This is a genomic window from Bradyrhizobium sp. CCBAU 11434, assembly GCF_028128895.1.
Lineage (GTDB): Bacteria > Pseudomonadota > Alphaproteobacteria > Rhizobiales > Xanthobacteraceae > Bradyrhizobium > Bradyrhizobium zhengyangense.
On sequence record NZ_LBJX01000092.1, the window covers coordinates 74,769 to 90,278 of the forward strand.

Annotated in this window: 15 protein-coding genes; 6 read left to right on the top strand and 9 right to left on the bottom strand. The window is 64.3% G+C overall.

The genetic code is table 11. The features are described from left to right. Nucleotides 1-77: 77 nt before the first annotated feature. The 4 genes from XI06_RS23385 to XI06_RS23400 all read right to left on the bottom strand — a co-directional run bounded on the left by XI06_RS23385 (nucleotide 78) and on the right by XI06_RS23400 (nucleotide 4,478). Nucleotides 78-731 carry a glutathione S-transferase family protein gene (locus tag XI06_RS23385; protein WP_237861477.1) on the bottom strand — a complete coding sequence of 218 codons (654 nt, stop codon included), beginning with the start codon at nucleotides 729-731 and terminating at the stop codon, nucleotides 78-80. A 141-nt stretch (nucleotides 732-872) separates the two neighbouring features. After that, nucleotides 873-1,694 carry a DUF2182 domain-containing protein gene (locus XI06_RS23390; RefSeq protein ID WP_271606594.1) on the bottom strand — a complete coding sequence of 274 codons (822 nt, stop codon included), beginning with the start codon at nucleotides 1,692-1,694 and terminating at the stop codon, nucleotides 873-875. A gap of 51 nt (nucleotides 1,695-1,745) precedes the next feature. Then, the gene (locus tag XI06_RS23395) at nucleotides 1,746-2,378 is read right to left on the bottom strand and encodes a DUF1326 domain-containing protein (protein ID WP_271606595.1); all 633 of its coding nucleotides are present in this window, start codon (nucleotides 2,376-2,378) and stop codon (nucleotides 1,746-1,748) included. 141 nt (nucleotides 2,379-2,519) lie between these two features. Further along, nucleotides 2,520-4,478, bottom strand: a complete 1,959-nt coding sequence (locus tag XI06_RS23400) for an alpha/beta hydrolase domain-containing protein (RefSeq protein ID WP_271606596.1) — start codon at nucleotides 4,476-4,478, stop codon at nucleotides 2,520-2,522. 260 nt (nucleotides 4,479-4,738) lie between these two features. Here XI06_RS23400 and XI06_RS23405 point away from each other — a divergent pair, with 260 nt between their 5' ends. Next, a complete protein-coding gene (locus tag XI06_RS23405; protein ID WP_271606597.1) occupies nucleotides 4,739-5,053 on the top strand; it encodes a twin-arginine translocation signal domain-containing protein in 315 nt (104 codons plus the stop codon). 120 nt (nucleotides 5,054-5,173) lie between these two features. Here XI06_RS23405 and XI06_RS23410 read toward each other — a convergent pair whose 3' ends face one another. The 3 genes from XI06_RS23410 to XI06_RS23420 form a co-directional block, all read right to left on the bottom strand. Continuing rightward, the gene (locus tag XI06_RS23410; RefSeq protein ID WP_128966804.1) at nucleotides 5,174-5,419 is read right to left on the bottom strand and encodes a GCG_CRPN prefix-to-repeats domain-containing protein; all 246 of its coding nucleotides are present in this window, start codon (nucleotides 5,417-5,419) and stop codon (nucleotides 5,174-5,176) included. A gap of 203 nt (nucleotides 5,420-5,622) precedes the next feature. Then, nucleotides 5,623-6,633 carry an alpha/beta fold hydrolase gene (locus XI06_RS23415; protein WP_271606598.1) on the bottom strand — a complete coding sequence of 337 codons (1,011 nt, stop codon included), beginning with the start codon at nucleotides 6,631-6,633 and terminating at the stop codon, nucleotides 5,623-5,625. A 123-nt stretch (nucleotides 6,634-6,756) separates the two neighbouring features. Beyond that, nucleotides 6,757-7,455 carry a winged helix-turn-helix domain-containing protein gene (locus XI06_RS23420; RefSeq protein ID WP_237861484.1) on the bottom strand — a complete coding sequence of 233 codons (699 nt, stop codon included), beginning with the start codon at nucleotides 7,453-7,455 and terminating at the stop codon, nucleotides 6,757-6,759. A 155-nt stretch (nucleotides 7,456-7,610) separates the two neighbouring features. Between XI06_RS23420 and XI06_RS23425 the strand changes: the two genes are divergently transcribed. The 3 genes from XI06_RS23425 to XI06_RS23435 are packed head-to-tail and all read left to right on the top strand — an operon-like array spanning nucleotide 7,611 to nucleotide 9,155. Beyond that, nucleotides 7,611-7,919, top strand: coding sequence for an NIPSNAP family protein (locus tag XI06_RS23425; protein WP_237861485.1), 309 nt, complete (start codon nucleotides 7,611-7,613; stop codon nucleotides 7,917-7,919). A 24-nt stretch (nucleotides 7,920-7,943) separates the two neighbouring features. Beyond that, nucleotides 7,944-8,294, top strand: a complete 351-nt coding sequence (locus tag XI06_RS23430; RefSeq protein ID WP_237861486.1) for an antibiotic biosynthesis monooxygenase family protein — start codon at nucleotides 7,944-7,946, stop codon at nucleotides 8,292-8,294. 51 nt (nucleotides 8,295-8,345) lie between these two features. Then, nucleotides 8,346-9,155 (top strand): isocitrate lyase/PEP mutase family protein, encoded by an 810-nt coding sequence (locus tag XI06_RS23435; protein WP_271606599.1) that lies wholly within the window; start codon nucleotides 8,346-8,348, stop codon nucleotides 9,153-9,155. Nucleotides 9,156-9,218: 63 nt separating this feature from the next. On the opposite strand, the gene XI06_RS23440 is transcribed toward XI06_RS23435, so the two are convergent. After that, on the bottom strand, nucleotides 9,219-9,644 hold the full coding sequence (locus XI06_RS23440; protein WP_271606600.1) for a hypothetical protein: 426 nt from the start codon (nucleotides 9,642-9,644) through the stop codon (nucleotides 9,219-9,221). Nucleotides 9,645-9,812: 168 nt separating this feature from the next. Between XI06_RS23440 and XI06_RS23445 the strand changes: the two genes are divergently transcribed. Next, nucleotides 9,813-10,457: a trimeric intracellular cation channel family protein gene (locus tag XI06_RS23445; RefSeq protein WP_271606601.1), complete on the top strand. Its 645-nt coding sequence runs from the start codon at nucleotides 9,813-9,815 to the stop codon at nucleotides 10,455-10,457. Here the strand turns inward: XI06_RS23445 and XI06_RS23450 are convergent, their stop codons facing one another. Continuing rightward, nucleotides 10,458-11,669: a c-type cytochrome gene (locus XI06_RS23450; protein ID WP_271606602.1), complete on the bottom strand. Its 1,212-nt coding sequence runs from the start codon at nucleotides 11,667-11,669 to the stop codon at nucleotides 10,458-10,460. Between the two features lie 282 nt (nucleotides 11,670-11,951). On the opposite strand from XI06_RS23450, the gene XI06_RS23455 reads away from it, so the two are divergent. Next, a complete protein-coding gene (locus XI06_RS23455) occupies nucleotides 11,952-15,443 on the top strand; it encodes an indolepyruvate ferredoxin oxidoreductase family protein (protein WP_271606603.1) in 3,492 nt (1,163 codons plus the stop codon). The last annotated feature ends 67 nt before the right edge of the window (nucleotides 15,444-15,510 follow it).

A 15,510-nucleotide genomic window follows, 5' to 3' on the forward strand; every position in this document is an offset into this window, starting at 1 on the left:
AGGTAATTTGAAGCAAATTGCATCGTTCCAGTGGCCGTAAGCCTATGGCTAATACCGGGTTAACGATGTGCTGTGGGTCACATTCCGCGCGTCTTATCCGCCGCAGCAAAGTGCGCCATCTGATCGGCATGAGCCTTTGCGAAGGCCGGACGGCCGATCGCGCGCGCGACGTATGCGCGGCAGCCGGGACTGTCCGCCAGAGCGTCGAAACCGTCGACGACGCGCAACACGTCCGACATCAGGATGTCGGCGACGGAGAAGGAACCCGCCAGCCATTCACGGCCAGCCAGCACCGGCTCCAGATGCTTGAGGCGGAGCTTGAGGAAATCGTCGACGAATTTCCACGCCGCCGTATCGCTCGGATGACCCATGAACTTCGACATGGCCCAGGGCAGGCCGGCCATCTCGACCGAATTGAGCGCGGCGAACACCCATTCCGTTGCTTCGCTGCGGCCGTGCGGATCTGATGGCATCAGCCTATCGCTGAGCCCGCCGAGATGCAGCAGGATCGCGCCGCTCTCGAAGATCGAGATGTCGCCATCGGTCAGCCACGGCACCTGGCCGAAGGGCTGGTGCGCAAGATGTTCTGCGCCGCGTCCGTCGAACGGCACGCTTGCGACGCGATAGGGCAGCGCGGCCTCTTCCAGCGCCCAGCGCACGCGAAGATCGCGCACGAAACCGCGCGGGGGCGGGGGAACCCAATCGAAGGTGGTGAGCGTGAGGGCGGGCATGCGATCTCTCCGTGTTGTCTCAAGCCTAGGACGGCTGGAGGCGACCCGTTCCGACAGCGGCAGGAAAGTTTTTCGCTGCAGTCCGCAGGTCGGTTTAGCCGGTCAGCTCGCTCGCGGGCCGACCTTGCCGGTGCGACATTCTCACTGCAGTGAGAAAGCCAGCAGCCACGCGCCCGCGCCCACACAGGCAATGCCGGCAGCACGCGCGATCCATCGTCCGACCGGCGTCAGTTTCTCCAACAGGACCAGCAGGGCCAAAAGCGCAATCCAGAGCACGTTCATCACGCCGCCAATGAACAAAAGCGCCATCAAGAGCCAGCAGCAGCCGACGCAATAGCCTCCGTGCCGCAATCCCAGCAGAAGGCTGCCACGCGGGTGGCCGCGAAAGCCGCCGTGGCGCATCAGGAATAGAAGCGGCGACTGGCATTGGACGAGACAGGCGTCCTTGAGCGGTGTCCATTGATAGATGCCGACCGCAATCAGCACAAACGCCCCGAGCAGGTTATTGGCGAGCGTCATCCGGGAGTCCAGCATGGCCATCCGCTCGATCACCCATTGCAGAAAAGTTGCCGCCAGCGAAAAGCCGCTCCAGGCGAGGAGATAGCCCGCCGCAAACCAGCCCGTCGCGGCGAACGGCTTGCCCTGTGCCATCGCCTGTCGAGCCACACGGGCGTACATGAGGATCATGGGCGTTGCCGACGGTGCCATCATTCCGACCATCATGATGACCCACATCAGGAAGACGTAAGTAAACTCGATCACCCGCCACGGCTCATTGGCCGGGAGCATGATTCCGATTCCCGCGGGAATCATGCGAAAACCGGTCATGTCCATGCCGCCCATGTCCATGTCGTTTGCGAGCCAGAGCACATAACTCCATGCCAGCGCGACGACGACGCCGATCGCGCCGCTGACAATCCAGCGATCGCGCCGCAGCACGGTTTCCAGGGCGCTGTCGGTCATCTGCGAAGCGTGTTACGGGCCTTCGCGCCAGCCGTCACGGCAGGGGCGGCATCAAGCCTGGTTCGACCACTGGATCGGCGCATAGAGGCCGTTCTTGCCCGAGTTGTCCCAGCGCATGCCGTGATCGCTGAACGTATTGCCGGGAGCGCCGACGGCCATCACCATTCTGTCGGGGCTCACCGGATGGCCGATGTTGGCCCAGATTTCTCCGCTCGGATGCATGGTCGGCAACGGATCGACGGACATGTGCAGAATTCCCGGGATTTCCGCCGACCGCGTCTTGCCGTCGATCCGGAATGTGATCGGGACTTTGCTCACCCCGAGGTTCTTGCTGATCAGTGGCGTGAACGCGGCCATAGGACCACCCGCCGTGCCGCTGAAGATCGCGGCCAGGGCCTCGGTTTGCTGATCGTCTGCCCGCTGATCCACGTAAGTGGCTTGCGACCAGTCTCCGTCAGCCATGACGCCCGGCGCGTGGAGGATAACCAGAACGTTCAGTCCATCGAGCGCTGTGTCACCGTAGCGGCCACTCTCCACGTGGAAGATCAGCGGCACATTGCAGAAGCCCTCGGTCGGTCGTGCGGTCAGCGGGGGGCCGGCCGATACGAGACACGGACATACGATGCTGCAACTGCAATTTTCGAAATAGTCACCGACAAGGTGCCATGAGACCTGGTCCACCATCGCTCTCTCCCGCTAGGCCGAACCTGACAGATCGCTTTCGAATGAAACGACCTGTGGTGAAAGGCTACGCTTCGTGAGCAGGGTTCGCAAGGCGACGCACCGATCAAGCTGATGTGATGCCGAGGCCGGCGCACACGTCCGCTACGGCCCGAGCTTCGCCAGCTTGCCTTGTTTTGCGGCCTCAACCGCACGCTCCGCATCCTCCGGCAGCAGAGTCCGCTCCGCGATCTGCCGTGCGGCCTCGCGCTTCACCGCAGCCACATAGGCGCCGTCGTCTGCATATCGCTCCGCAATCGACAGCCTGGGGTCGTGCACCTCCTTCCGCGCCGCTTCCGTGGGTGCGAACGGCACCACCGCGCCTTGCAGCGGATAGAGCGCGGTCGGGCCGAAACCTTGCGCGCGCGGATTCCAGGCGGTGTAGGTCGCGCGCGGCACGGCCAGCGCAAGCTGGCGAATGCCTGCGATGGCCATGCCGTCATCATCCGCCTTTGGCACGAACACGGGATAGCGGCCGATCTCCTTGGGCGGCAGCACGCTCTGGTCGGAGAAGGCGGCCAGCGTGTGGATGCCGGCATAGGGCAGGCCGGGGATATCGGTCGGCACCGCGCCTTGCGCCGGCACAAGCGTGCCGTGGGCACGCATGGGAACGCGGCTTGCGGGCGGCCTGGTGCCGTCGCTGATCCAGGCGTTGAGGTCGGTGAGCAGCGCGCGCATCGGCATGCCCGCATGCATCGGATTCTGCGGCAGCGACATTGCCGGCAAGCCCTTCTTCATGACGTCAGCGGCTTCCGCGAAATGCGGCGTGCCCGTGATCATGTAGGCGCGGACGTTGTCCGGCAGGTCGATGTGATTGCCGGCGAGATCGGTGACCAGCAGCGAGGCATGCGAGGCCCACCATTCGTGCTCACTGTCGGTCTGCATCACCTTCGGGCAGGTCGCAGAGAGCGAGCATCGGCGGAGCAGGCCGTCGGTCTTGCCGGAATAGGGATCGCTGAGGCTTGCATAGGTGAAGGGGAAGAGATCGGCCTGCCACGCCGGATCCTGCATATGGCGCGGGTTGCGACCAGGTTGACCGAAGCGGACATTGGTCGCCATCCGCCGCGTGCCGGCGACGTGCGGCATCAATCCGTCGAACACCATCCGGCCCGGCAGATCCTCGTTGAAGCCGAGATAGAGGAAGTCTCGCAGGAAGCGGCCGGATTGCGAGACGCCAAAGCCAATGGCGCGGCTGACCGAGGGATGCAGGCCTTCGAGCAGCGGGTTGGCTGGCGTCTCGTCGTGGCGGAGGAAGCTGACGACATCGCGCACGGCGGCAAAGCCCATGCCGAGCGGCACCGGATCGCGCGCGGTGTAGGTGATCTCGTAGAGCGCGCCGGCATCAAAGCCGTCGGGCCTGGTGATCTCCACGGTCGCGGGATCGACGAGTTTGGCAGAAAGGCCTGGTGGCGTCTGCCGCGGATCGGCCCAGGCCGCGCGCACGGTGACGTTGAGGTTGGCGGCGTCCGCCGCGGGCCAGGTCAGCTTTGCGCGTGCGGGACTCGTGGTGTTGTCGAAGATCACCTCTTCGCGTGCAGGGCCTGTGATGCTTTTGATCATCGGCGCGCTCATCGCGAGCTGCCCGGGCTTGGACGGGATGTCACCCTGCCAGCCGACCCAGACCATCGTATAGCCCTGGCGATGCAGGAAGCCGATGCCGGCATCCTCGGCCTTGTCGGCATTGTTGGCGCCGGGCTGGGCGGAATCGTCAAACAATTGCGGTGCGAGCTTGCGGCCGCGATTGGGCACATCCAGCAGCAGCGTGCCGTTGCCGTGGGTGGGATCGCTAGGCCTGAGGATCACGACATCGGCGGTGGCCTCGACCTTGCCGTCGGCATTGCGCGGGGCGAGCGCAAGATCGGTAATGACGGCGTTGCGCTCATCAGCCGGATTAAGCGCGAAGATCGCGCGCGCGGTGATGCGCTCATAGGTGCCGACATTGCCAAAGCTGCGCCCGGCAAAGGCTGGCACGCGTTCAATGATGTCGAAGCGGACGATCTCGGCGCGCGAGGCCGGGGGGAAGAGGCAAGCGATCCCGATGAGGCTCGTGACGATCCTGCGCATGGCGGCCCTTCCCTGATGTCGCGCGCTCATGTTTCGTCGCGCGGTCTTTTTGTTGCCGGCACTATATCAAGCTATGCTGCGGCCAAACAACAGGAGGAAATCCGATGCCCGCTGCCTACTTCGTCGGCCGCGCCATCATCACCGATGCCGAAAAACGCGCCGCCTTGCAACGAATCTGAACGCGCGATTCAGCGGCAGTTCATGTCGTCGCCGCGACACTTCCTCTGCATCACTCGATCGATGAATCAGAGGATTAGGTCATGGAGCGCCGGAACTTTTTGAAACTTGCATTCGGTGTCGCGGCAGGAGCTGCCGCGTTCGCCGCCGCCGCGCAGGCCGCGCCGCTGGCGCCGCAGGTGCTGGGAAATGGCAGCATGCCATCAGCCAATCCGGACGCTCATCCCGCCGTCACCACCAGCGAGGAAGCAGCCCAGCTCAAGCCCGAGCAGGTGCGCTGGGGTCACGGCCACTGGCATCACCGTCACTGGGGCTGGCACCACCGGCACTGGGGTTGGCGTCACCGTCATTGGGGTTGGCGCCGTCGCTGGCATCGCCGCCACTGGCGTCACTGGTAACGTCCGCGCCTGGACTGAAAAAGGGGATCGCGATTGCGATCCCCTTTTGATTTGTCTGTGCGTCTCAAGAAAATGACCGCGCGAGCCAATGCCGCGCGGCCAATTCGCAAATGCGAGCGATCAGAACGGACGGCAGCGCCCGGCGTACCAGCGGAAGCCATAGGGGCACACGCGCGGACGCACGACGACGACGGGCGGGGCGACCACGACCGGGCCGGGAGCCACGACAACGGGACCGCGCATCGGACGGCAGCCCCCATAGGGGCCGCGGTACCAGCCCGGGCCGCAACCACCCGCGGCGCTCGCCGCTTCGCTGAAACCAACGACCGCGCTGGCGAGCATCACGGCGGCAAACAGATATTTCATTTGATCGTCCTTCTCGTTCTCGGAGGAAATTCTTGAGGCAGGCTCTAGGGATTGGCGCTTGCGGCGCACAATGAATCAAAAGACACGATTCGACACATTAAATTTGGACACGTGCCGATGCGTCGCGATCCAAACCTGCCAATCATGACCTGAATGCGGCATGAACATTTTCCCGTACTGCCCTACGCGACATGACATGGGCGCTAGCGGCCGAGAAAGCCAAGCACCAGCTCCTTGTACTTTTCGGGCGCCTCCAGGAAGACGAGATGTCCCGTGTCTGGGATCACCTCGGCGCGCGCATTCGGCATCTTCGCAGCAAACGCTTTTGCAAGCTCGGCGTTCTGCCCCATCTTTGCGCGCAACGCCTCCGGCGCATTCGGCCGGCCCGGCGCGTTGTGGTCGTCGGCGCCCATGATGAACAGCGTCGGCTCGGTGATCTCAGCTATCTCGTGTGCGACCGGCTCGCGATAGATCATCTGGCCGGATGAGACGAAGGCGCGCAGCCAGCGCGGATAGTCGGGGCTGCCTTTGATGTTGAAGCGGGCGTCGATGAAGGGCGTGATCGCCTCAGGCGGCAACTTGATCGCGTAATTGGTCTGGAGCTGTTTTCGGTAGCCGTCGGCGGTGAGCTTGTCCTCGGTCTCGATCATCTTCTCGGTCGGCGTCGGCGGCACGTAGAGACGGTAGTCTTCGAGGCCGATCGGCGCGGTCAGCACCAGATGGGCGACACGATCAGGGTAGGCGCGGGCGATGCGCACGCCCAGCATGCCGCCGAGCGAATGCGCGACGATGTCGGCCTTGTCGATCTTGAGTTGGTCGAGCAGCGCGATGGTGTTGCGCGCCAGCGTGTCGAAATGCAGCTCGCCCACGGGCTTGGAAGATTTGCCGAAGCCGATCTGGTCCGGCACCACCACACGATAGCCAGCCTCGTTGAGCATCTTGATGACAGGCGCCCAGTAGCTCGACGGGAAATTGCGCCCATGCAGCAGCACGACAGTGCGGCCGTTCGGCTGCGCTGGTGGGACGTCCATATAGGCCATGCTGAGCTGCTCGCCGTCATTGACGATAGGCAGCAGATGCACGGGATAGGGATAGGCAAAGCCTTCGAGCGCAATGCCGTAAGGCTCGCGTTGGGGCGTGTCGGCGGCGCGTGCGGTCGTGAGTGGGGAAATGAGGAAGGCTGCGGCGAGCGCGGCCGGGAGGATGCGGATCATAGGGACGTCTCTGACGGCGACGGGATGATCGTTCGCATAAGCGCGTTGATGGCCGGGTCAAGCCCGGCCATGACGACGGTGACAGTTCACACGCGATTGTGTGCCGTCACTCATCTCGCGTGATCAGTCCTTGCCGTTCCCGAACAGCGCCGCAAACTGCTTCTCGCCGGTGCGGGTGAAATTCACCACGCGGCTGCCGGGTGTTGTGTCGCGCGCGGCCCATTTCAGTTCCGCGAAGCGCTGCATCATGGCAGCCCCGAGTGTGCCGGCGAGATGGTGGCGCCGCTCGCTCCAGTCGAGGCAGGCCTTGCAGACCGGGCGGCGCGGATGGCTGAGCATGTCGGGCGAGATCTGCAAATTCTTGGCGAGGAAGCGCTCGCCCTCGGCCGTCAGCTCGATATCCTGCTTCTTCTGCTTCACCAGGTTTCGCGACCGAAGTGAGTCCAGCATCTGCACGCCGAGGTCGCCGGCGAGGTGGTCGTAACAGATCCGCGCCCGGCGCAGCGCCGGATCCTTCGGCCCGGTGCGCACACGCATATGGCCGGTGCGTGCCGCAAGGCCGGCGAGGCCTTCGAGCACGCCGGCGACGTCGTCGTCGGTGAGGCGATAGTAGCGGTGGCGGCCCTGCTTCTCCGGCTCGACCAGCCCGCCGGCCTCGAGTTTTGCCAGATGCGAGCTCGCGGTCTGCGGCGTGATGCCGGCCTCTTGCGCCAGCTCGCTCGCCGTGAGCGCGCGTCCGTTCATCAGCGCCGTGAGCATGTTGGCGCGGGCGGGGTCGCCGACCAGCGAGGCGACCATGGCGATGTCGGGTCCTGATTTCATGCTTCGATGGTAGCCGAAGCATTGTGGTCGGGCAAGCCAGTACTCTCTCACCACATCGTCATTGCGAGCGCAGCGAAGCAATCCAGGATGCTTCAGCGGCGACGGTGTTGCTCGCGCTTTTCGCGATGGCCGAGAAAACGTCAGGAGAGCCCAACATGTCCGTCACCGTCTTCATCCGCTACCAGCTCGATCCCTTCAAACGCGCGCAGTTCGAGGAGTATTCGAAGCGCTGGCTCAGCATCATTCCGAAGTGCGGCGGCGACCTGATCGGCTATTTCATGCCGCATGAAGGCACCAACAACATCGCCTTCGCGCTGATCACCTTCGAGAGTCTTGCCGCCTACGAGGCCTATCGCGCGCGGCTGCGGCAGGACGCCGAAGGCATGGCGAACTTCCATTTCGCCGAGGACAATAAATTCATCCTTGCGGAAGAGCGCACCTTCCTGCGCAAGGTGGTAGTCTAGGCCATCAACGCGAAGGAGATGCCCATGATCGCTGTGATCTTCGAGGTCTGGCCCAAGCCGGACCATCGCCAGGACTATTTCGACCTCGCGGCCGATCTGAAGCCGATCTTGCAAACCATCGACGGTTTCATTTCGGTCGAGCGGTTCGAGAGTCTCACCGAGAAGGGCAAGGTGCTGTCGCTGTCATTCTGGCGGGACGAGGCCGCGGTGCAAGCCTGGCGCAACACGATGGAGCACCGCCGCACGCAAGCCAAGGGCAGAGCAAAGATCTTTGCGGACTATCACCTGCGCATCGCCAGCGTAATCAGGGACTACGGCATGACCGATCGCGCGCAGGCGCCGAAGGACAGCCGCGCCGTGCACGATGCGCACTAGCGCGTTTCAATAAGCGTGCCTATCTCTGCGCGGCCAACAAGGGAGAGAAACATGCACGTGACAACCGCTGACAAGCGCGCGACGTTCAGGAAGCTGCACGAGAGCGGATGCTTCATCCTGCCCAATCCGGTCGATGTCGGCGGCGCCAAGGCGTTGCAGCATCTCGGTTTCAAGGCGATCGCCTCGTCGAGCGCGGGCTTTGCCTGGACCATCGGCAAGGCCGACAACCGCGTCACGGTCGAGGATGTCTGTCAGCATCTGGCAGCATTGAGCTCGTCCGTCGATATTCCCGTGAACGCGGATTTCGAGGGCGGATTTGCGGTCGAGCCGGACAGGGTCGCGGATAATGTCGAGCGCGGCGTGCGCACCGGCGTCGCGGGCCTGTCGATCGAGGATTCCACCGGCGACAAGGACAAGCCGCTCTACGATCGCGCGCTTGCGGTCGAGCGCATCAAGGCCTCGCGCAAGGCGATCGGCGACAGCAACACGCTGCTGGTCGGTCGCTGCGAGGCTTATCTGTGGGGCATCACCGATCTCAAGCTCGTCATCGACCGGCTCACCGCTTACGCGGATGCCGGTGCCGATTGCCTCTACGCGCCGGGCCTGAAGACGCGTGAGGACATCGCCGGGGTGGTGAAGGCCGTTGCACCCAAGCCGTTCAATTTGCTGATCGGCGGCTCCGGCCTGTCGTTGAAGGAAGCCGAAGATCTCGGCGTGCGCCGCATCAGCGTCGGCGGCTCGCTCGCCCGCGCCGCCTGGGGCGGCTTCATGCGCGCGGCGAAGGAGATGGCGGAGAAGGGTACGTTTGGCGAACTCGCCAGCGGTTATTCCGGCGGCGAGCTCAACAAGATGTTCAGCTAGCGCCATAAGACAACAGCGGCGGGAGTTTTCGATCCCGCCGCTGTTGCACGTCGTTGCAAATCGTTACTTGGCGCCCTCAGACGGCGTCTTCGTGTCCGGCGCCGGCTTGGCCGCAGGCGTATCCGCCGGAGCGGCCGGCTTGGCCGGCGCGGCACCCGTGGTCACGCCCGGCGCAGTGTTGTTGCGCGGCGTCACGTCACGCATGCCGGGAGGTGCGGCGGGGTTAGCCGGAGCCGTCTGCTGCGCGGTCTGTGTCGCAGGCGTATTGCTCGCCTGGTTGCCGGTACTGGTGTTGTTCAAGCCATAGAACACGGCGCCCAGCACCAGGGCGATAGCCACCGCGAACAGCGCGATCTTGCCGCTGGAGGCGGGGCCTTCGCCGAGCTCTGGATCAGCCTGGAGGTCGGCATCCCGGCGCGTCGCCCGAAGATACTCATCGTCGGCGAGGTTCGGGCGGTACGGATCGTTGGGAAAACGGTCGTCAGCCATCGATTGGGTCTCCTCGTTTATTGCGGCGTGACAACCCGGAAATCCAAGATTCTGTTCCGCGTTCTCCGATACTTTCGTCGCATGTTGCCCCCGCGCCGGGAATCGGGAACCTGTTCCGCGGGGAACCAAAGACGTAAGTTCCGCGGCCGGGGATGAGGGAACAAAGCGATGTGGAGCCTGCCACCGAGCGATAGCGTGCTGCATTTCCTCTCTCTGGTTGCAGTTGCCGCGCAAGGCATGACCGCCGCACTCGCCGCCGGCCGCCGCAGCATGGATTGGCTAGGGGTCTGCTTCCTCGGCTGCATCACCGCACTCGGCGGCGGCACGCTGCGCGACCTCTTTCTCGGGCACTATCCGCTGGCCTGGGTGCAGAACCCGATCTATCTCGCGCTCGCCGGCGGCGCGGCCTTCCTCACAATCTTGTTCGCGCGTCTCGTGCACCGGCTGAAGCTTGCCTTCATCGTGCTCGATGCCATCGGCCTCGTCGTCTTCACCATGACCGGCTGCGACATCGCCTGGCAGATGGATGCATCGCTGCCGATCGTGATCGTCTCCGGCATGGTGACGGGCTGTGCCGGCGGCGTGCTCCGCGACGTGCTCTGCAACGACGTGCCGCTGCTGTTTCGCTCCGAGCTCTACGCCAGCGTCTCGGTGGTGACGGGCTTGTTCTATGCCACGGCGTTCGGGCTCAAGCCCAACGCGGAGCTCTGGACCATCCTGACCTTCGTCCTCGGCATCAGTTTTCGTCTCCTCGCCGTGCGCTACAAATGGGAGATGCCGAAATTCGTGTTCACGGGAGACGAGGAGAAGTAGCTACGGCTCTTGCCCGCGCGCCTTTGCTACCTGCGCCGGCGTCACCGGTGGGCCGGCATTGCCCCAGGAATTGCGGATGTAGTTCGTCACCGCCGCGATCTCCTCGTCCGACAATTGCTTGGCATAGCCCGGCATCTCGCCGGTGTTCGGCGCGCGCGGCGTCGTCACGGTGTGCGCGCCGTCGAGGATGACGCGCAAGGTCGACGACGGATTGATCGATTGCAGCAGCGCATTGCCCGGCAACGGCGGATAGATTCGCGGCGCACCGGAGCCGTCGGCTTCATGGCAGGCGATGCAGAATTTGGCGTAGACGGCCTGGCCGGCTTTCATCTCGGCCTCATCGGGCGGCGTCACCTTCGGCTCGCGCCGCACCGGCGGCAGGTCTTTCAGATACGTCGCGATCGCGCGCACATCTGCATCGCTCATCTTCGAGGTCGAGCCGACGATCACCTCGGCCATGGGGCCGCCGGCATGACTTTTGGCGTTGCGGCCGCTCTGCAGATATTCGGTAATGTCGTCCGCGCTCCACGACTGCAACCCCGTGCGCGTGGCGCCATCGAGCCGCGGCGCGTACCAGCCGCCGAGTTGGCTGCCGGCCAGCGCCTGCGCGGTCTTGTCTGCGCCAAAATAGTTCTTCGGCGTGTGGCAGGCACCGCAATGGCCGGGGCCGGTGACGAGATAGCCGCCCCTGTTCCACGCCGCGCTCTTGCTTTGGTCCGGCTCGAACAGGCCGGGCGTGAAGAACAGCAAATTCCAGCCGCGCATCAGGAAGCGATAGTTGAGCGGCCAGTGCAGCTCCGGCGGCTTGTTGCGGCTGGTCACAGGCGCGAGGGTGCCGAGATAGGCGCGGATCGCCAGCGTGTCGTCCTTGGTCATGCGCGTGAAGTAGGGGTAGGGAAACGCCGGATAATACAGCGAGCCGTCCGGCTTGGTGCCATAGCGCAGGGCGCGGGTGAAATCGGCGTCCTGCCAGGCGCCGATGCCGGTGTCGCGATCCGGGGTCAGGTTCGGCGCATAGATCGCACCGAAAGGCGTGTCGATGCGCTTGCCCCCGGCGAACGGCTTGGCGGGATCGGCGGTGTGGCAGCCCGCGCAGTCGCCGGCCTCGACCAGCGTCTTGCCATAGGCGATCAGCTCGGGCGACGGCTCGGCGGCGAGGGCGGCCTTCGTAACCGCACTGCACAACAGTGCAACAGCCAGAATCGTCCGCATCGAATGCCTTCTCCTGCGCCCCTCAATCGACAGCCGGATCATAACGGCGTCATGTCGTTTCGCGACAGCGGGGGTATGGTGACACAAACTGAAAATCGCCAATGCCTTTCCGGCCACGAAATTGCGTTTTTTTCCTGCCGCCACGGATGGGCCAGATTTGTGATGCGCCGGGTTAAATATCCGACATAGAGTGGCAGAGGTGGTCGGCGTGCCCTAGCTAAAAGCAATGGGCAGGCAACGGCTTAAGCAGCCAAACGCTCATAAGGGCGGAAGAGGACAAGAATGGGCATCAACCAGGGTCCGATCAGTCTCGATCAAAAATACACCCAGGACACCGGCCATATCTTCACGACGGGCATCCAGGCCCTGGTCCGTCTGCCCATGGCACAGATTCGCCGCGACCGCGCCGCCGGCCTGAACACCGCCGGCTTCATCTCCGGCTACCGCGGCTCGCCCCTCGGCGGCTACGACCAGCAGCTTTTCGCCGCGCGGAAGCACCTCGAGCAGTACAACATCAAATTCCAGCCCGGCGTGAACGAGGACTTGGCGGCGACCGCCGTCTGGGGCTCGCAGCAGCTCAACCTCTCGCCCGGCGCCAAATATGATGGTGTGGTCGGCATCTGGTACGGCAAAGGCCCCGGCGTCGACCGCTGCGGCGACGTCTTCCGCCACGGCAACGCCGCCGGCTCCGCCAAGAACGGCGGCGTACTCTGCCTCGCCGGTGACGACCACGGCGCCAAATCCTCCACCGTCCCGCATCAGTCCGACCATGCCTTCATCTCGGCGCTGATGCCCTATCTCTATCCCTCGAGCATCCACGAGATGATCGAGATGGGCCTGCTCGGCATCGCGATGTCGCGCTATTCCGGCTGCTGGGTCGGGATGAAGGTGATCACCGAGACGGTGGAGACCACGGCCGAGATCGACCTCACCGACGAGATGAAGCCCTTCATTATCCCGCCCGATTTCGAGCTACCGCCCGGCGGCCTCAATCTGCGCTGGCCTGACGACCGGTTCGAGCAGGACCGCCGCCTGCAGGACTACAAGGGCTTTGCCGCGATCGCCTTTGCCCGCGCCAACAAGGTCAACCGCGTCACCATGGATTCGCCGAACGCCCGTTTCGGCATCATGGCCTCGGGCAAGAGCTACGAGGATGTCCGCCAGGCGCTGCGCGAGCTCGGCATCACGGAAGAGGTCGCCGCTAGAATCGGCCTTCGCCTCTACAAGATTGGCATGCCCTGGCCGCTGGAGCCGGAAGGCGTACGGCAGTTTGCCGTCGGCCTAGAGGAAATCTTCATCGTCGAGGAGCGCCGCGAGATCGTCGAGAACCAGGTCAAGCAGGAGCTGTTCAACTGGCGCGATGACGTTCGCCCGCGCATCGTCGGCAAGATGGACGAGCACGACAAGCGCTTCCTGACCTTCGCCGCCGAGCTCAGCGTTGCCTCGCTTGCGACCTCGCTCACCGAACGCCTGCTTCGACTTAACCTCAACCCCGAGATTGCCGAGATGCTCCGCGCCAAGGCCGACTGGTTCAACGGTCGGCAGGCGTCGCAGATGATCCCCACGGCGCCAGTTTCTCGTACCCCTTACTTCTGCTCCGGCTGCCCCCACAACACCTCCACGAAAGTCCCCGAAGGCAGCCGCGCGCTCGCCGGCATCGGCTGCCATTTCATGGCGCTGTGGATGGATCGCTCGACCGAAACGTTCACCCATATGGGCGGCGAGGGCGTGCCATGGGTCGGCATCGCGCCCTTCACCGACGAGAACCACATTTTCGCAAACCTCGGCGACGGCACCTATTTCCACTCGGGCCTGCTCGCTATCCGCCAGGCAGTCGCGTCCAAGACCAACATTACCTACAAGATCCTCTACAACGACGCCGTCGCCATGACCGGCGGCCAGCGTCACGACGGCGATCTCTCGCCGCAGCAGATCACCTTCCAGCTCCACGCCGAAGGCATCCGCGAGATCTATCTGGTCTCGGAGACGCCCGACGCCTATCCGGCCGACACCATCGCGCCCGGCGTGAAGAAGTATCATCGCGACGAACTCGACAACGTCATGAAGATGTGCCGGGAGTACAAGGGCACGTCGGCGATCGTGTTCGTGCAGACCTGCGCCGCCGAGAAGCGCCGCCGCCGCAAGCGCGGCCTGATGGAGGATCCGGCGCGCCGCGTCATGATCAACCCGGCCGTCTGCGAAGGCTGCGGCGACTGCTCGGTGCAGTCGAACTGCATCTCGGTCGAGCCTCTGGAGACCGAGTTCGGCCGCAAGCGCGCCATCAACCAGTCGTCGTGCAACAAGGACTATTCCTGTCTGAAAGGCTTTTGCCCATCCTTCGTCACCGTCGACGGTGGCAAGCCGCGTCACCGCGCGCCGGCGGAGCTCGCTGACATCGGCGCGCTGCCCGAGCCGACCTCGAAGCCGACGCTCGACAGGCCCTACAACATCGCCGTCGGCGGTGTCGGCGGCACCGGCGTGCTCACCATCGGCGCGCTGCTCGGCATGGCCGCGCACATCGAGGGCAAGGCCTCGATGATCCTCGACATGTCCGGCCTCGCGCAGAAGGGCGGCGCGGTGCTCAGCCACGTCCGCCTGTCGGATCATACGGCCGAGGTGACCTGCTCGCGCATCGTCACCGGCACGGCCGATCTCGTGCTCGCCGCCGACGAGGTGGTCGCGGTCGCCAAGGACACGATCTCGCTCTGCGACTCGAGCCGTACCCGCGGCATCATCAACAGCCACGTCATCCCCACCGCCGATTTCGTCCTCAACCGCGACTTCAACTTCCAGACCCGCAAGCTCAACGGCCTGCTGGAGACGGCACTGCACAAGGACTCAGTCTTCTTCGATTTCACCAAGCCGGCCGAGCAGCTGCTCGGTGACAGCATTGCCACCAACATGATGATGATGGGCTATGCCTATCAGAAGGGCCTGTTCCCGTTGTCGGCTGAATCGATCGAGCAGGCGATCGAGGTCAACGGCGTCTCGATCAAGATGAACAAGGAGGCCTTCCGCCTCGGCCGCCTTGCGGTGGCAGACCCCGCGCGCCTCGCCGAGATGCTGAAGGGAACGGACGAGGTTGCAGCACCCAAGTCGCTGGACGCCATGACGCTCGACGAGATCATCGAGCACCGCGCCAAGCATCTCACCGCCTATCAGAACGGCCGCCTGGCCAAGCGCTATCGCAAGCTGGTCGACCAGGTCCGCGACGCCGCGGTCAAGGGCGGCTACGGCGATGCGCTGCCGCGCGCGGTCGCGATCAATTACGCAAAACTGCTCGCCTACAAGGACGAGTACGAGGTCGCGCGCCTGTTCTCCGACGGCGCGTTCGAGCAGCAGCTCCGCGATCAGTTCGAAGGCGACTACGTCTTCAGCTTCAATCTCGCTCCGCCGATCCTCAGCCGCGGCGTCGACGCGCTCGGCCGTCCGAAGAAGCGCGCCTTCGGCCCGTGGATGCTGAAGGCGTTCCGTACGCTGGCGAAGTTCAAGTTCCTGCGCGGCACGCCCTTCGACATCTTTGGCCGCAGCGCCGACCGCAAGCTCGAGCGCGATCTGATCGTCGGCTACGAGAAGGACGTCGCCACCGTGCTCGGCCTGCTGTCACCCGTCACGGTTGACACTGCTGTCGAACTCCTCTCGCTGCCCGACCGCATCCGCGGCTACGGCCCGGTGAAGGAGAAGGCGGTGGCGGATGCCAAGGCCCGCTACGCCCAGCTCGCTGCCGATCTGGCGAGCCCTCCGCCTGCGCCGAGACAAATCGCTGCCGAATAGGACGGTCTCGTAGGGTGGGCAAAGGCGCACTTGCGCCGTGCCCACGATCTTGGTCAGAGTCATATTG